Source organism: Sphingobium sp. MP9-4 (assembly GCF_005281675.1).
Lineage (GTDB): Bacteria > Pseudomonadota > Alphaproteobacteria > Sphingomonadales > Sphingomonadaceae > Sphingobium > Sphingobium yanoikuyae.
Window position 1 is genome coordinate 1 of the sequence record NZ_LUFI01000093.1, and the last position, 16,150, is coordinate 16,150.

At 64.8% G+C, this 16,150-nt stretch carries 13 protein-coding genes, 1 tRNA gene and 1 riboswitch; of the genes, 11 read left to right on the forward strand and 3 right to left on the reverse strand.

The features are described 5' to 3' along the window. Window positions 1-165 precede the first annotated feature (165 nt). Both A0U87_RS24155 and A0U87_RS24160 read right to left on the reverse strand, forming a co-directional pair. Entirely contained in the window at window positions 166-804 is a 639-nt protein-coding gene (locus A0U87_RS24155) for a hypothetical protein (RefSeq protein WP_048938573.1), read from the reverse strand. 4 nt (window positions 805-808) lie between these two features. After that, window positions 809-1,483, reverse strand: a complete 675-nt coding sequence (locus tag A0U87_RS24160) for a glutathione S-transferase family protein (RefSeq protein ID WP_026109031.1) — start codon at window positions 1,481-1,483, stop codon at window positions 809-811. 83 nt (window positions 1,484-1,566) lie between these two features. Beyond that, a riboswitch (TPP riboswitch) is annotated at window positions 1,567-1,676 on the forward strand. Window positions 1,677-1,705: 29 nt separating this feature from the next. Between A0U87_RS24160 and A0U87_RS24165 the strand changes: the two genes are divergently transcribed. The 3 genes from A0U87_RS24165 to pnuC are packed head-to-tail and all read left to right on the forward strand — an operon-like array spanning window position 1,706 to window position 5,711. After that, complete coding sequence (locus A0U87_RS24165; RefSeq protein WP_048938574.1) at window positions 1,706-4,000, forward strand: TonB-dependent receptor; 2,295 nt, start codon at window positions 1,706-1,708, stop codon at window positions 3,998-4,000. 2 nt (window positions 4,001-4,002) lie between these two features. Beyond that, entirely contained in the window at window positions 4,003-5,145 is a 1,143-nt protein-coding gene (locus A0U87_RS24170) for a phosphotransferase (RefSeq protein ID WP_048938575.1), read from the forward strand. Further along, complete coding sequence (gene pnuC, locus A0U87_RS24175) at window positions 5,145-5,711, forward strand: nicotinamide riboside transporter PnuC (protein WP_048938576.1); 567 nt, start codon at window positions 5,145-5,147, stop codon at window positions 5,709-5,711. The genes A0U87_RS24170 and pnuC overlap by 1 nt, the downstream gene beginning before the upstream one ends. A 48-nt stretch (window positions 5,712-5,759) precedes the next feature. On the opposite strand, the gene A0U87_RS24180 is transcribed toward pnuC, so the two are convergent. Further along, a tRNA-Cys gene (locus A0U87_RS24180) sits at window positions 5,760-5,833 on the reverse strand. Window positions 5,834-6,023: 190 nt separating this feature from the next. Here A0U87_RS24180 and A0U87_RS24185 point away from each other — a divergent pair. The 8 genes from A0U87_RS24185 (at window position 6,024) to A0U87_RS24220 (ending at window position 16,139) form a co-directional block, all read left to right on the forward strand. After that, window positions 6,024-6,656, forward strand: coding sequence for a protein-L-isoaspartate O-methyltransferase (locus tag A0U87_RS24185; protein ID WP_004210712.1), 633 nt, complete (start codon window positions 6,024-6,026; stop codon window positions 6,654-6,656). 25 nt (window positions 6,657-6,681) lie between these two features. Then, a complete protein-coding gene (locus tag A0U87_RS24190) occupies window positions 6,682-8,109 on the forward strand; it encodes a TolC family outer membrane protein (protein WP_234415646.1) in 1,428 nt (475 codons plus the stop codon). Between the two features lie 69 nt (window positions 8,110-8,178). Next, entirely contained in the window at window positions 8,179-8,667 is a 489-nt protein-coding gene (locus tag A0U87_RS24195) for a DUF2497 domain-containing protein (RefSeq protein ID WP_004210714.1), read from the forward strand. A gap of 141 nt (window positions 8,668-8,808) precedes the next feature. Then, window positions 8,809-10,869, forward strand: a complete 2,061-nt coding sequence (locus A0U87_RS24200) for a S9 family peptidase (protein WP_048938578.1) — start codon at window positions 8,809-8,811, stop codon at window positions 10,867-10,869. Between the two features lie 38 nt (window positions 10,870-10,907). Next, complete coding sequence (locus A0U87_RS24205; protein ID WP_048938579.1) at window positions 10,908-11,123, forward strand: hypothetical protein; 216 nt, start codon at window positions 10,908-10,910, stop codon at window positions 11,121-11,123. After that, window positions 11,120-11,716 carry a zeta toxin family protein gene (locus A0U87_RS24210; RefSeq protein WP_048938580.1) on the forward strand — a complete coding sequence of 199 codons (597 nt, stop codon included), beginning with the start codon at window positions 11,120-11,122 and terminating at the stop codon, window positions 11,714-11,716. Before A0U87_RS24205 ends, A0U87_RS24210 begins: the two co-directional genes overlap by 4 nt. A 47-nt stretch (window positions 11,717-11,763) precedes the next feature. After that, complete coding sequence (locus A0U87_RS24215) at window positions 11,764-14,643, forward strand: valine--tRNA ligase (protein WP_137406091.1); 2,880 nt, start codon at window positions 11,764-11,766, stop codon at window positions 14,641-14,643. A gap of 44 nt (window positions 14,644-14,687) precedes the next feature. Then, entirely contained in the window at window positions 14,688-16,139 is a 1,452-nt protein-coding gene (locus A0U87_RS24220) for an MATE family efflux transporter (protein ID WP_048938582.1), read from the forward strand. Window positions 16,140-16,150 lie beyond the last annotated feature (11 nt).

A 16,150-nucleotide genomic window follows, 5' to 3' on the forward strand; every position in this document is an offset into this window, starting at 1 on the left:
CAGGGAGGGGTTGGGGTGGGTTGCGAGCGTAGCGAGCTTCTGCCCTATCGACCGTAGACCGCCGCTACGCGGCGCACCCACCCCCGGCCCCTCCCTGGAAGGGAGGGGAGTAGGAAACGTCCGCTTCTGGTCGCTTGCGGCCTGCCTGAACGTGGCCGTGCGGCTCTAGCGTTTCGTCTGACGGGCCCAGCGGGTGTCGATCTTGGCCTGGGCGCTGGCGCCCTGGGCGTGACTGACCAGGGAGAGGCCGCGCAGGGTCAGTTTGTGGCCGGACAGCCATTTGCCGGCGATGCCATAGCCGATGTCGTAGACGGCGGAATCGCTGTGGGTGTCGCCATTGACGACGAACTGGGTGACGATGGTCACCGGCAGTTTCTCGTCGCCGATGCTGTCGTCGGGCAGCTTGGCGGCATTGCGCGCCTTTTTCAGCGCATCCTCGAACCAGCCGGCCTCGATCCGCGGTTCGCCGGTCGTGTCGACCGGGGCGATGCCGAGCGCCTTGGGGAAATGGATGGTCTGGCTCTGCACCAGCTGATCGGGATCGGCGGGCTTGAGCGTCAGGCGGCTGTCGCCATCGGCTGCGGCGTTGAGCACCAGCCGGGCGGCGCGGGCGGATGCCTTGCTGCTTTCGGCGGCCTTGCTGGCGCGTTCGTCCTTCTTGTCGGCCCAGTTGAGATAGAGGGTGAGGGCGGAGATCAGCACCGCCGCCACCGCCAGCAATTCGCCCAGCGTAATCCAGCGCCGGCGGATGCGGGCGGCTTCCTCCTTGCGGGTCTCCTGCTTGGCCTCGGGGCTGTCGCTCATCGGGTCAGGCCGTCTGTGGCGGGACTTCGAACTTGTCGATCACCCATTCCTCCGCCTGCGCCTCGCCGATCCATTCCTGCATCCAGGGATGGGCGATGATCGCGCGCATATAGGCTTCGGCAAAGCGGGCGACGGGCAGCTGATAGGTGATGAAGCGGGTCACGACGGGCGCGAACATCAGGTCTACGGCGCCGAACTCGCCGAACAGGAAGTCGCCCTCACCACCATAGCGGGCGCGGGCCTGGGCCCAGAGCTGCATGATCCGGCTGATGTCGTGAGCAACGGCCTCCGACGGCGGGACCGGGTCATAGATCTGGCGGATGTTCATGCTGTGCTCGCGGCGGAGCGCGGCGAAGCTGCTGTGCATTTCGGCCGCCATCGAGCGGGCCATGGCGCGGGCACCCGGATCGGTCGGCCAGAACTGGTCGCCCCCGGTCTTTTCATTGAGATATTCGACGATGGCCAGGCTGTCCCACACGACGATGTCGTCGCCATCCCACAGGATCGGCACCTTGCCGGAGGAGGGGGCGAACTCATCGCCCTCGCGACGCTTTTCCCATTCCTCGTCATAGAGAGGGACCACCACTTCCTCGAACGGAAGGCCGGAGAGCTTGCACGCCAGCCAGCCGCGCAGCGACCAGCTCGAATAGGCCTTGTTGCCAATGAACAGCTTCATCATGGCCATGTCTTAGCCGGGCGGGCTTCGATAAGTCGAGAGCCGATAGAGAGGGCTTTCCACTTCGCGTCGAACCGCCTAAGGGGCGGGCATCCCCGGGGGGCCGCTCATGCGCGGCTGAGAGGTGGTCAGCAGACCACGACCCGCTGAACCTGATCCGGCTGATACCGGCGTAGGGAGGGCAAGGCGGCAGGTCCGTCGTCCCTCCTGTGGAGTGGACGTGAAATGAAGACTGCCCGATTGCCCCATGTTGGAAGCGCCTGCCTGACGCTGGCCCTGTTGATGATCGCATCGCCCGCGATGGCGGAGGATGAACTGGACCAGTCGACCAATATCCAGGTCGTCGGCCATCCAGACCCCGAAGGCTTGCTGCCCGATCAGAGCGCGCCCAAGGCGGTCAGCGCGATCTCCACCGACTTCATCATCAAGCAGGCGCCGACGCTCAACGCCTTCCAGCTGGTCAACCTGCTGCCCGGCGCCAATGTGTCGTCCAGCGACCCCTATGGCCTGTCGGCATCGTCCAGCCTGACGCTGCGCGGCCTGGGCCAGGACCAGATCGGCGTATTGATGGAAGGCGCGCCGCAGAACGACATCGGCTATTATTATGCCTATCCCTCCCAATTCGCCGATGCGGAGAATGTGCGGCAGGTGATGCTGGCACAGGGCGCGGCAGATATTGACTCGCCGGTGGTCGCGGCGGCCGGCGGCCTGTTGTCGCTGACGCTGGATGATCCCAGGGCGGAGGCGGGCGGCCTCGTCAACCTGTCGGTCGGTTCCTATGACGAGCGGCGCGTCTTTGCGCGGATCGACACGGGACGGATCGGATCGACCGGGCTGAAGGCCTTCATTTCCTATTCCAACAACCGTGCCGACAACTGGCGCGGGGCGGGCCATGATCAGCGCCAGCATATCGACGCGAAGCTGCTGAACGAATGGGGCGAGGGCAACCGGGCGAGCATCGCCTTTTCCTTCAACGACGCCAAGACATCGACCTATCCCAGCCCCAGCAAGACGGACTGGGAAGCCTCTGGCCGCGGCTATAATTTCGACGAGACCTATAGCGAGGGGAACACCAACTACTGGCGCCTCTATCGCGCGCCGTTCCGCAATTTCTATGTCGCGGCGCCCGTCCACCTGAAGCTGAGTGACACGCTGAGCTTCGACAGCAGCGCCTATCTGCAGATGGGGCATGGCAATTCGCCCTATGGCACGCAGCTCGCCACCACCGGCAATTATCTGGGCACCGAGGAACTGACCCAGCCGATCGACCTGCCCGGTGCGGTCGATGGCGTCGCAACGGTGCTGGGCAACTGGACCGGCAAGCAGTTCCGCGTCGGCGACGTCAGCAAGCTGACGCTGCAGGCCGGCGCGCATCGGATCGTGGCTGGCCTGTGGTTCGACTATGGCACCGACCGGGTGACGCAATCCTATACGTCGATCGATGCCGATGGTCGGCCGGTCGACCAGTGGGGCTATCAGGACAAGGCGATCCGCACCGCCGACGGGCGGCTGCTCGCCTATGAGAATCAGCGCACCAAGACGGTCACCAAGGGCTTCTTCCTGTCCGACAGCATTGCGGTGACGCCCAAGCTGGGCATCGACATCGGCTTCAAGGGCGTCAACCTGCTGCGCAACGGCCGCAATTATCTGCCGGGCCCGCAGTCGACGGTGCGGATCGACAGCTTTGCCGCGCTGCCGCGGGCGGCGATCCATTATCAGCTGGACGACCGGCAGCAGCTGTTCGCCAACATCACCACCAATTTCCGCACGCCCAACGAGTTCGCGCTCTACAACAGCTATTATGGCGGCGAACTGGTGAGCCAGGGCACCAACGGCCTGAAGAATGAATATTCGATCTCGCAGGAACTGGGCTATCGCTATATCGGCCCCAGCCTGTCCTTTTCGCTGACCGGTTTCCATTATCATTTCCGCAACCGCCAGGTGGCGACGGTGATCGACAGCGGCGGCGCGCTGGTCAATTCGACCATCAATGCCGGCAGCCAGAACAGCTATGGCCTGGACGGCGAGATCGACTATCGCCCGGCCAAGGGGATGAGCATCTATGCCTCGGCCGAATATCTGCACACGCGGCTGAACGACGATCTGGCGATCAACGGCGATTATCTGCCGACCAGGGGCAAGCGGGCGGTATCGGCCCCCAGCTTCCAGTTCGCGCTGGGCAGCACCTATGATGATGGCCGGCTGTTCGGCAGCAGCGCGCTCAAATATGTCGGCCGCCAATATGCGACCTTCATGAATGACGAGAGCATCAAGGGCTATGCCACGCTGGACCTGTCGGTCGGCGTGCATCTGGCCGGGCTGATCGACGCGCAGGTGATGGACCTGCGCATCAACGCGATCAACGTCACCAATCCGCGCGTCCTGTCGGGCGTCTATTCGATCAGCACCAATGCGCAGGACACGGTCGGGCGTAACGGCACGCTGATCGCCGGTTCGGCGCCGACCTATTATGTCGGCAGCGGGCGCGCCGTGGTGGCGACGCTGTCGCGCGCCTTCTGACGATGAGCGCCGCCGCTCCGCATCTGGTCCATGGCATGGGGCTGGCGCTGGAGGCGCCGGCCTGGCCGGCGATCACGGCGGATGAGGCCGCGGCGGTGCTGGCCCACTTCCCTGACGCAGGCCGGCTGGCGGCGCTGGCCTGGCATTCGCCGCGCCCATTTTCGGCGGCGGCGCTGGTCGAGACGGATCGTGGCCCGCTGTTCCTGAAGCGGCATCACCAGCGCTTGCGGATGCCGGCGGCGCTGGCCGAGGAGCATGGCTATATGGCGCATCTGCGCGGTGCCGGGCTGGCGGTGCCCGATGTGCTGCGCGCCGCCGATGGCGCCGGCGCGATTGCCCTGGGCGAATGGAGCTATGAGCTGCATCGCCAGGCGCCGGGTATCGATCTTTATCGCGATCGCCAGTCCTGGACGCCCTTCCTGTCGCCCGATCATGCCTTTGCGGCCGGCGTCGCGCTGGCGCAACTGCATCGGGCGGCGGCCGGCTTCGCCGCGCCGGCACGCGGGCCGCATCCGCTGGTGTCGAGCTTCACCATATTGCCTGCCGTCGATCCGCTGGTCGCAGCGGACGCCTATGTCGCGGCGCGACCGGCGGTGGCGGCCTTCCTGGCGGATATGCCCTGGCGGTCGGAACTGGCGCGGCTGTTCGCGGCGCTGGGGGAGGGGCTGGCGCCGCGGCTGGCGGAGCAGCCTGCGCTCTGGACCCATAATGACTGGCACCCCTCCAACCTGCTCTGGTCGGCGGAAGGGGCGGTCAGCAGCATCTTCGATTTCGGCCTGTCGACCCGCAGCAGCGCACTGCATGATCTGGCCACCGCGATCGAGCGGACGGCGATTCCCTGGCTGACGCTGGATCAGGGCCGGCTGGCCGAGTCGGCGGATGTGGAGGGGGCGCTGGCCTTGCTGGCGGGCTATCGCAGTGTCCTGCCGCTGGCGCCTGCCGAGATCGATACGCTGCTGCGCCTGCTGCCGCTGGTCCATATCGAATTCGCCCTGACCGAGATCGACTATTTCTTCGGCATATTGGCCGATCGCGAAGGCGCGATGCTGGCCTGGCAGGCTTATCTGGTCGGCCATGCCGACTGGTTCCTGTCGGGGGCGGGGCAGGGCTTTCTGGCGCAACTTCGCGAGGGAGTGGCGGGCTGATGTCGATGCTGGAGATCATTGCCGTCATCATCAGCTTCCTCGGCATCTGGCTGACGGCGCGGCGGCATCTGCTGTGCTGGCCAGTCAACCTGATGGCCTGCGCCCTGTATGCCAAGCTGTTCCTGGACGTGCGCCTCTATGCCGACATGGTGCTGCAGGCGTTGTTCGGCATCGCCATCATCTATGGCTGGATCGGCTGGGCGCGGGGCAAGCGCGACGAGGGCGAGGTGCGGGTGGTGCCGCTGCCGCCGATGCGGGCCGCCAAGGGACTGGCGCTAGGCGCGATCTGTGCCGGCGCGATCGGCTGGTTCACCCATCATTATACCGATGCGGCGCTGCCCTGGATGGACTCGGCGCTGAGCAGTTTCAGCCTGGTCGCCCAATATTGGACGGCGCGGCGCCATGCGGCGAGCTGGCTGCTGTGGATCGCGGTCGACATTTTCTATGTCGGCATGTTCATGTTCAAGGGATTGTGGCTGACCGCCGGCCTCTATGCCGCGATGATCGGGTTGGCGGTACTGGGCTATTGGCGTTGGCGGCAGGCGATGCGTCGCAACACAGCCTGAACAGGGCTGCTGCCTTGGAATCGGCAGGAATTGCATCTGTCTGGAAAATGGAGGCCCGAGCCGGAATCGAACCGGCGTGCAAGGATTTGCAGTCCTCTGCGTCACCACTCCGCCATCGGGCCTTCCGTGCGGTGGAGGCGGCAAATGTCCGCCTTTGATCGCAAAGTCAAGCGCGGGAAGGCGAACAATCCCAAGAATCTCGCTCTCCATCGTGGAAAGCCGCTTGGCGCGGGGGAAATGCTGATTTAGAGGTCCGGTAATCCCCTAAGTGTATTGCATTGCCAATACAGTTGTGCCAAGCGAGGAACTATCGTGACCGAGCAGAACTTTTCTTCGATGCGGACCGCCATGGTCGAGAGCCAGCTGCGCACCAGCGCCGTGGACGATCAGCGCGTGATCGCTGTGATGGCGAAGGTGCCGCGCGAGGACTATGTCCCCGCCGAGCGCCGGGCCATGACCTATGTCGATCGCCCGATCCCGCTGGACGGCGACCGTGCGCTGAACCCGCCGCTGGTCACTGGCCGTCTGCTCAAGGAAGCCGATGTCCAGGCCGGCGAGAAGGTGCTGCTGATCGGCGCCGCGACCGGCTACAGCGCGGCGCTGCTCGCCGAGCTGGGTGCGCAGGTGACGGCAGTCGAGGTCGAGGGTGGCGCGGAGATCGCGGTGCCCGGCGTGACCGTGGTGCGTGGCCCGCTGGCCGCCGGCGCATCGGCCGGTGCGCCCTATGATGTTCTTTTCATTGACGGCGCGGTGGAGGAAGTCCCCGCTGCGCTCGTCCAGCAGCTAGTCGATGGGGGACGGGTGGTGACGGGCGTCGTCGAACGCGGTGTCGCTCGCCTGTGCAGCGGCCGCGCGGTGGCGGGCGTGCTGGGTCTCGCCAGCCTTACCGACATGGAAATGGTCGTGCTTCCCGGTTTCGCCGCGCCGGAGCAGTTCGTTTTTTGAGACAGGATAGATGACAGCAAAGCGTATGACCCTTCGGCGCCAAGCCGCTACAGCCTTGCTGTTGCTATCCTCCTCCATGGCAGGGGTGGCGCATGCCGAAACCCTGCAGGGCGCGCTGGCCAAGGCCTATCGCACCAACCCGACCCTGACCGCCGCACGCGCCGGTCAGCGGGCGACGGACGAGAATGTCCCGATCCAGAAGGCAGCGGGGCGGCCCACGGCCAATTCGCAACTCCAGTTCCAGGAACTGGTCATCCGCCCGTCGAACAGCTTCCTGGCGCCGCATCGGTCCGCCAGCGCCAGCGGCAGCATCGATGTGCCCATCTATTCCGGCGGCACTGTGCGCAACAGCGTGAAGGCGGCGGAAACGCGCGTCGAATCGGGCCAGGCGAATCTGCGCGGGACCGAGGCGAGCGTGTTCTCGCAGACGGTCGCCGCCTATATGGATGTGATCCGCGATATCGCGCTGGTGTCGCTCAATGCCGCGAATGTGAAGGTGCTGGAGGTCAATCTCCAGGCGACCAACGACCGGTTCGAGGTCGGCGATGTCACTCGCACCGACGTCGCCCAGTCCGAATCGCGTCTGGAACTGGCCCGCTCCGACCTGCAGCGCGCCGAATCCAACCTGATCACCAGCCGCGAAAATTATATCGCGATGGTCGGCGAGGCGCCGGTCGATCTGGAATCGCCGCCCGCTCTGCCGGGCCTGCCGGCCGATCCCGACAGCGCCGTGCGCGTCGCGCTGGCCGATAATCCCGATATCCTGGCTGCGCAGAAGTCGCGTGAGGCGGCGCGTTATGACGTGAAGGCGGCCAAGGGCGCCACGCTGCCGACCCTGAGCGGTTTCAGCCAGGGCAGCTATACCGACTATATGGACAAGGACATTGCGGCCAACAAGCAGGCGGCCGTCGGTGCGACCCTGACCATTCCCTTCTACCAGGGCGGTCGCCCGGCCGCACAGGTGCGCCAGAACCAGGCGCTCGAGTCGCAGGCGATCGAGCGGCAGATCGAGGTCGAGCGCGGCGTGATCTCGCAGGCGCGCGCCGCCTATGCCGCGTTGCAGGCGTCGCTGCGCACGATCCAGTCGAGCCAGAAGGCGGTCGATGCCGCCGAACTGTCGCTGGAAGGTGTGCGGGCGGAAAATTCGGTCGGCAGCCGCACCATCCTCGACATCCTCAATGCCGAGCAGGAATCGCTCAACGCCAAGGTCGAACTGGTGACCGCGCGCCGCAATGCCTATGTCGCCGGCTTCACCCTGCTGGCGGCCATGGGCCATGCCGAGGCCGACGATCTGGGCCTGGAAAGCGGCACCCTCTATGACCCGATGGTCAATTATGACCGGGTCGAGGGCAAGTGGTTCGACTGGGACTATGACGGCAAGCCCCAGGCGGTTTCGACACGTACCGTTGACACGCCGGCTCAAAACGCCAAAGTCGATGCCGCGCAGCCTTAACCGCTTGTTAACCTGAACAGGTAATCTTGGCGGAATAGGTGCGGAATGAAATTTGGACGGGAATTATCCATGGGTGACATGACCAAGGAACCCTCGATGGAAGAGATACTCTCGTCCATCAAGCGGATCATCGCCGAAGAGGGCGAGGACGCCGTTCAGGCCGCGCCGCAGCGCCGCCAGAAGACCCCGATCGACCTGAGCGCCGCGTCCCATGCGGTGATGTCGGCCGAGGTCGAGGAAGTGCTGGAACTGACCGACGAGATTCCGGTGGAGGAAGTGATGCCCGCGCCCAAGTCGACCCGCGCCGTGAAGGCCGTGGCCCCGTCCGAATCGGACGGCGACTCGATCCTGTCGGTGGAAAGCGAAGTGGCCGCGCGTCATTCGCTTTCGGCCCTGTCCACCATGCTGGTCAGCCCGCGCGAGGGCGAGGACAATACGCTTGAAGCTCTGGTCCGCTCGATGCTGCGGCCGATGCTTAAGGAATGGCTCGACGCGCGACTGCCCGCGCTGGTCGAGGACATGGTCGCCAAGGAAATCTCCCGCATCACCGGCCGCTGAGGCCGACAGGCCGGCGATCGCGCGCCGGCCTCTTGCCGGGGGCGTAAGGCGCGCCTAGACCACGGATCATCTCATCGACGCGCCCGGCCGTGCATTGCATGCGCCGGCACGCCGTGTTTTCGATCCGAGGGTGATTTTTCCATGAAACATATCCTGCTTGCCGGCCTTGGCGCACTGGCCCTGTCGCCGATGCTGTCGTCTGTGCTGGTGGCGCCGGCGGCTGCCCGTCCTTTCACGCCCAATGACATGGTGTCGCTGGACCGGGTGTCGTCGCCGACCGTGTCGCCGGACGGCAAGTGGATGGCCTATCAACTGCGCAGCACGGATCTCGCCAATAATCGCGGCCGCACCGACCTCTATCTGCTGGCAATCGACAAGGCGGGGCAGGCGCCCCGGCTGATCGCGTCGGTGCCCGACAAGAATGAGGCATCGCCGGTCTTTTCGGCTGACGGCAGCGCGCTTTATTATGTATCCAACGCCAGCGGCGACGATCAGCTGTGGCGCGCGCCGATCGCAGGCGGTCAGCCGGTGCAGATCAGCAAGGCGCCCGGCGGCATTTCCGGTTTCCTGCTGAACCCCCAGGGTGACAAGGTGGCGCTGTGGGCCGACCGGCCGGTCGGTGCGCGCACGATCGACGATGTGAAGGCGCCGACCCCGCCAAGCGCGGGCAGCGGCCGGGTCTATGACCAGCTGTTCGTGCGCCACTGGGATACGTGGAGCGACGGCCAGCGTTCGCAGATTTCCGTCATGCCGGTCGCGGGCGGCAAGGCGGTGTCGGTGATGGGCGGCCTGGTCGGCGACAGCCCGTCCAAGCCCTTTGGCGGGGCCGAGGAACTGGCCTGGAGCGCGGATGGCAAGACGCTGTTCTTCACCCTGCGCGAGGCCGGGCGGATCGAACCGCTGTCGACCAACCTCGACATTTTCAGCGTGCCGGCCGACGGCAGCGCCAAGCCGGTCAACCTGACCGACGCCAATGACGCGACCGACACGATGCCGCTAGTGTCGCCCGACGGCAAATGGCTGGCCTATGCCGCGATGAAGTGGCCGGGTTATGAGGCTGATCGGCTGGTCCTGATGCTGCGCAACATCGCTACTGGCGAGACGCGCGCGCTGACCGAGGGCTGGGATCGTTCGATCGGGTCGATCGCCTGGGAAACGCATGGCAAGGGGCTGCTGGTCACCGCCAATGACGTGCTCGACAATCCGGTGTTCCGGGTGGACGCCGCATCGGGCAAGGTGACGCGCCTCACCGAAAAGGGCCATGCCGGTAGCGTCGTGCCGCTGCCCGATGGCGGTTTCGTCTATGCGCTCGACAGCATCCAGTCGCCGGCCGATTTCTGGAAGATGCCGGCGAAAGGAAAGCCGGTGCGCCTGACGAATGTCAACGCGCAGAAGCTGGCCGGGGTGGACGATGTCTCGGTCCAGCGCTTCAGTTTCAAGGGCGCCAATGGCGACACGGTGTGGGGACAGATCGTCAAGCCCATGGCTGCCAAGGGCAAGCTGCCGGTCGCCTTCCTGGTCCATGGCGGGCCGCAGGGCAGCTTCAACGACAGCTGGTCCTATCGCTGGAACCCCAAGGCGTTCGCCGCCCATGGCTATGCTGCGGTGATCGTCGATTTCCATGGCTCAACCGGCTATGGCCAGGCCTTCACCGATGCGATCAACCAGGATTGGGGTGGCAAGCCGCTGGAGGATCTGAAGCTGGGCCTGGCGGCGGCTGCGGCGAAGGACGTCAATGTCGATGCGGGCAATGCCTGTGCGCTTGGCGCCAGCTATGGCGGCTATATGATGAACTGGATCGAGGGACAGTGGGCCGACGGCTTCAAGTGCATCGTCCAGCATGACGGCGTGTTCGACGCCCGCGCCATGGCTTATGAGACCGAGGAACTGTGGTTCGACGAATGGGAGCATGGCGGCCCCTATTATGAGAAGCCGGAGGAGTTCGAGAAATGGAACCCGGTCAATCATGTCGCCCAGTGGAAGACGCCGATGCTGGTCGTGACCGGCGAGAAGGATTTCCGCATTCCCTATACCCAGGGGCTGGCCGCCTTCACCGCGTTGCAGCGGCGCGAGATCCCGTCGCGCCTGGTCGTCTTCCCTGACGAGAATCACTGGGTGCTGAAGCCCAAGAATTCGCTGCAATGGTATGACGAGGCGCTGGGCTGGCTGGACCAGTGGACCGGCGCGGCCAAGGGGAAATGAGCCTTTAAGGGTCTGGCCCGGCCTGCTATATTGACCCCATGGCAAAGATGAAGGTCGATATCGTCGATGGTCCCATCGACCTCGGCAAGCCGGGCAAGCCCAGATACCGGACCGTCCACAAGGACGGCAAGGTCGTGAAGCTGCGGGTGGTCGATGCCGACAGCCCGCAGTTCGAGGCCGAATTCCTCGCCTCCTTCCGCGCCAGCGTTCGCAAGGCGCGGGAAGAGAATAAGGCGATCAGGGACAAGATTTGATCGGCAAGGGGCATGCGCGGCCGCGCCTTTGGATCGTCGCGGGGCCCAATGGCTGCGGCAAAAGCTCGGCCTATGGCCGCAGCGACGTGGCCGAATTTGATGGTTCGGTCTGGATCATCAATCCCGATCTCCTGACCGCCCGGTTGCGGGAAAGCGAAGGATTGGGGCAGGACGCCGCCAATCTGGCGGCTGTGCAGAGGATCGAGGCCTGGCTTGATGCGTCGATCGACGTGCATCAGACCATCGGCGTGGAGACCGTGCTATCCAGTCCCAAATATCGGCGGTTGGTGGAGAAGGCGCGGGCGCGCGGCTTCGAGATACGGCTGATCTATGTCTATCTGGATTCGGTGGAGCGCCAACTGGAGCGGATCGCCTATCGCGTGGCGAAGGGCGGGCATGATGTGCCGGCCGACAAGGTGGCGGCGCGGCGCATAAGATCCTTTGCGCAACTGCGCTGGTTCTTCGACCAGGCAGATCGGGCCTGGGTGTTCGACAACAGCCTGAGCGAACCGCAACTGGTCGCCCGAAAGGGGGATGGCGGCATCACGATCCGCGCTGGCCTGCCGTCCGAAGTCATGGATAGCCTGATCTGACGCGCGCCATGCCTTGCGTGTCGTGCGGCAGGCGTTAAAGCGCGATCATGACCGAACTGCCCAAAACCTTTGACCCCGCCGCCATCGAGACCCGCTGGTACCAGCATTGGGAGGCCAATGGCCTGTTCCGTCCGGACCGTCCGGGCGCAGAACCCTTCACCATCGTCAATCCGCCGCCGAACGTGACCGGCAGCCTGCATGTCGGCCATGCGCTCGACAATACGCTGCAGGACATCGTCGTGCGCTATGAGCGGCTGCGCGGCAAGGATGCTTTGTGGGTGGTCGGCACCGACCATGCGGGCATCGCGACCCAGATGGTGGTCGAGCGGCAGCTGAACGCGACCGGGCAGAAGCGCACCGATTTCAGCCGCGACGATTTCGTCGCCAAGGTGTGGGAATGGAAGGCGGAAAGCGGCGGCGCGATCACCAGCCAGCTGCGCCGTCTGGGCTGTTCGATGGACTGGGCCAATGAACGCTTCACCATGGACGAGGGCTTTTCCAAAGCCGTCATCAAGGTGTTCGTGGAACTGCACCAGCGTGGCCTGCTCTATCGCGACAAGCGTCTGGTCAACTGGGACCCGCATTTCCGATCGGCCATTTCCGATCTGGAGGTCGAGACCAAGGAAACGCAGGGCGGCTTCTGGCGCTTCCGCTATCCGCTGGCGGACGGCGTGACCCTGGCCGATGGCAGCGACCATATCGTCGTCGCCACCACCCGCCCGGAAACCATGCTGGCCGACATGGCGATCGCCGTGCATCCCGACGATGCCCGCTATCAGGCGGTCATCGACAAGGAGATTCTCCAGCCGATCACCGGTCGCCGCTTCAAGGTGGTCGCCGACGAACATGCCGATCCGGAGCTGGGTTCAGGCGCGGTCAAGATCACGCCGGGCCATGACTTCAACGATTTCGAGGTCGGCAAGCGCGCCGGCATGAAGGCCGCGGACATGCTCAACATGTTCGATGCTGACGCCAATGTCGTGCAGACCGCCGATGGGCTGATTCCCGATCGCTTCCTAGGGCTGCACCGCTTCAAGAAGGACGGCGTGGACGGCGCGCGCGAGATCGTCGTCGCCGAGATGAAGGCGCTGGGCCTGCTGGTGCCGCATGTCACCAAGAACAAGGAAGGCGAGGACGTCGCCGCCGATTTCGAGCCGCGCACGATCCAGACCCCCTATGGCGACCGTTCTGGCGTGGTGATCGAACCCTGGCTGACCGACCAATGGTATGTCGACGCCGGCAAGCTGGCGGTGGCGCCGATGCAGGCGGTGCGCGACGGCCGGATCGAAATCGTCCCCAAGAGCTGGGAAAAGACCTTCTTCAACTGGATGGAGAATATCCAGCCCTGGTGCGTGTCGCGCCAGCTGTGGTGGGGCCATCGAATTCCAGCGTGGTATGGCCCGAAGTGTATTGAAACCGAAGATGGGTTTTCTGTTACCCAAGTCGCGAGTGGTTCTGCAAACGACGACGCATGGTTTGATTTTATTTACGAAACGGAAGAAGAGGCTATTGAAGCGGCAAAGCTTAAATATGCTGCAATAACCAATCTCGATATCCGTATCCGAATAGTCGACCAAGATGACCCATCGTGGAGCTTTGACGGCCGCCGATCTCGCCAGATTGACGATGAAACATGGGAGTTTGATCTCTACCGAGAGACTGACGTGCTCGACACCTGGTTCTCGTCCGCCTTGTGGCCGTTCGGCACGCTGGGCTGGCCGGAACAGAGCGAGACGCTCAGCCGCCATTATCCCAATGACCTGCTGATCTCCGGCTTCGACATCCTGTTCTTCTGGGATGCGCGCATGGCGATGCAGGGCATGGAGTTCATGGGCGATGTGCCGTGGAAGAAGCTCTATCTCCATGGCCTGGTCCGCGCGGCCGACGGGCAGAAAATGTCCAAGTCCAAGGGCAATGTGGTCGATCCGCTGGGCCTGATCGACAAGTTCGGCGCGGACGCGCTGCGCTTCTTCATGGCGGCGATGGAAAGCCAGGGCCGCGACGTGAAGATGGATGAGAAGCGGGTCGAGGGTTATCGCAACTTCGCGACCAAGCTGTGGAACGCGGCGCGCTTCCTGCAGGCCAATGGCGTCACCGCCTCGACCAGCCGCGAAGCGCCGCATGCGACGCTGCCGGCCAATCGCTGGATCATCGCCGAAACGGTGGCGACAGTGCAGGCGATCGACACCGCCATGGCTGAACTGCGCTTCGACGCGGGCGCCAACGCCATCTATCACTTCGTCTGGGACCAGTATTGCGACTGGTATATCGAACTCACCAAGGGTTCGATGGACGACGAGACAAAGGCCGTTGCCGGCTGGGCGTTCGACCAGATCCTGGTGATGCTGCACCCCTTCATGCCCTTCATCACCGAAGAATTGTGGCAGCTGACCGGGCAGCGCGCGCAGGAACTGATCGTCGCGGAATGGCCGGTCGCCCTTTATGAGGTCGACACCGATGCGCAGGGCGAGATCGACTGGCTGATCCGTCTGGTGAGCGCGATCCGCACCGCGCGGACCGAACTCAACGTGCCGCCGGGCGCCAAGCTGCGCATGGTCGTGCGCGATGCGGCGGACGCAACCCGTGGCCGCCTGGATCGCCAAGGCGCGGCGCTGGCGCGTCTGGGCCGGATCGAGAGTCTGGCCTTTGGCGAGGATGTCGCCGGCGGCGCGGCACAGATCGTCGTCGACGAGGCGACCTTCATCCTGCCGCTGGAAGGCGTGATCGACATTGCGGCGGAAAAGACCCGCCTCGAAAAGGCGCTGGCAGCGGCGGCCAAGGAACGGGATTCGCTGGGCGGTCGCCTGTCCAACCCGGCCTTTGTCGAGAAGGCCAAGCCCGAGGCCGTGGCCAAGGCGCGCGAGGACCATGCCGAAAAGACCGCCGAGGCGGAAAGGCTTAAGGCGGCACTGGACCGGCTGGGCTGAGCCGCCTAGCCTGCGCCGCAATCGGGGATAAGGGGTAAGGGCGAATGGCAGCAGGGGCACAAGGGGCGCGGGACCTGACACAGGGGCCGATCGCCTCCACCTTGCTGACATTCGCCATCCCGACGCTGGCGTCCAATATCCTCCAGTCGCTGAACGGATCGATCAACGCGATCTGGGTCGGACGCTTCCTGGGGCCGCAGGCGCTCGCCGCGACGGCGAACGCCAATATCATCATGTTCCTGATGTTCTCCGTCGTGTTCGGCTTCGGTATGGCGTCGACGGTGATGATCGCGCAGGCGGTCGGCGCGCGCGACATGGACGCGGCGCGGCGCGCCTTCGGCTCGGCGGTCGGCTTCTGCTTCCTGCTGGCCATGGGCGTGGCGGTGGCGGGCTGGTTCGGTGGGCCGGCGCTGCTCCATCTGCTGGCGACCCCGCCCGAAGCGTTCGACATGGCGCTGACCTATTTGCGCGTCATCTTCGTCGCGATGCCGGCGTCGCTGCTGAGCGTCATGATGATGATGGGGCTGCGCGGCACCGGCGACGCGCGCACGCCGCTGATCTTCATGATCCTGTCGGTGGCGATCGACCTGGTGCTCAATCCGGTGCTGATCCTGGGGCTGGGGCCGATCCCGGCGATGGGCATTGGCGGTTCGGCAGCGGCAACGGCGGCGGCCGGCTTCGTCAGCCTGATCGCGCTCGTCATCTATACCTATGCCAAGGATCTGCCGTTGCGGCTTCGCGGCGCGGAGCTTGGCTATCTCAGGCCCGCGATGGACGAGATGCGGGTGCTGTCGACCAAGGGCCTGCCGATGGGCCTGCAGATGATCGTCATGTCGACGTCCGGCCTGGTGATGATTGGCCTGGTCAATCGCGAGGGGTTTCTGGTGACCGCCGCCTATGGCGCGGCGCAGCAGATCTGGACCTATCTGCAGATGCCGGCAATGGCGATGGGCGCGGCGGTCAGCGCCATGGCGGCGCAGAATATCGGCGCGGGTCGGTGGGACCGGATCAGCCGGATCACCGGCTATGGCATATCCTATCTGCTGGCCATCACCGGCGCGATGGTGGTCGTCATCCTGATCTTCCATGAAGCGCTGTTGGCGCTGTTCCTGAGCCATAACCAGGCGGTGATCGATGCGGCCTGGAACATGCAGTTGCTCGCAAGTTGGAGCTTCATGTTGTTTGGCTGCACGATGATCCTGTTCGGGGTGATGCGCGCCAATGGCGTGGTGGTGGCGCCGCTGCTGATCCTGGTCTTCACCCTCTTCGCGGTGCGGCTGGGCTTCTATTATCTCGCCTATCCCCGGATTGGCGCGGATGCGCTGTGGCTGAGCTTCCCGGTGGGGTCGGCGGTGTCCCTGACGCTCGCGGCGCTGGTGTATTGGCAGGGCGGCTGGCGCAAGGCCAAGCTGATGGTGCCGATGCACGAAGAGGAATGCCGCGAGGCGGTGCATAGCGAGACCGAACCGGCCGGCCGGATCGCGCCGACCGGCTGAGGCCGATACGC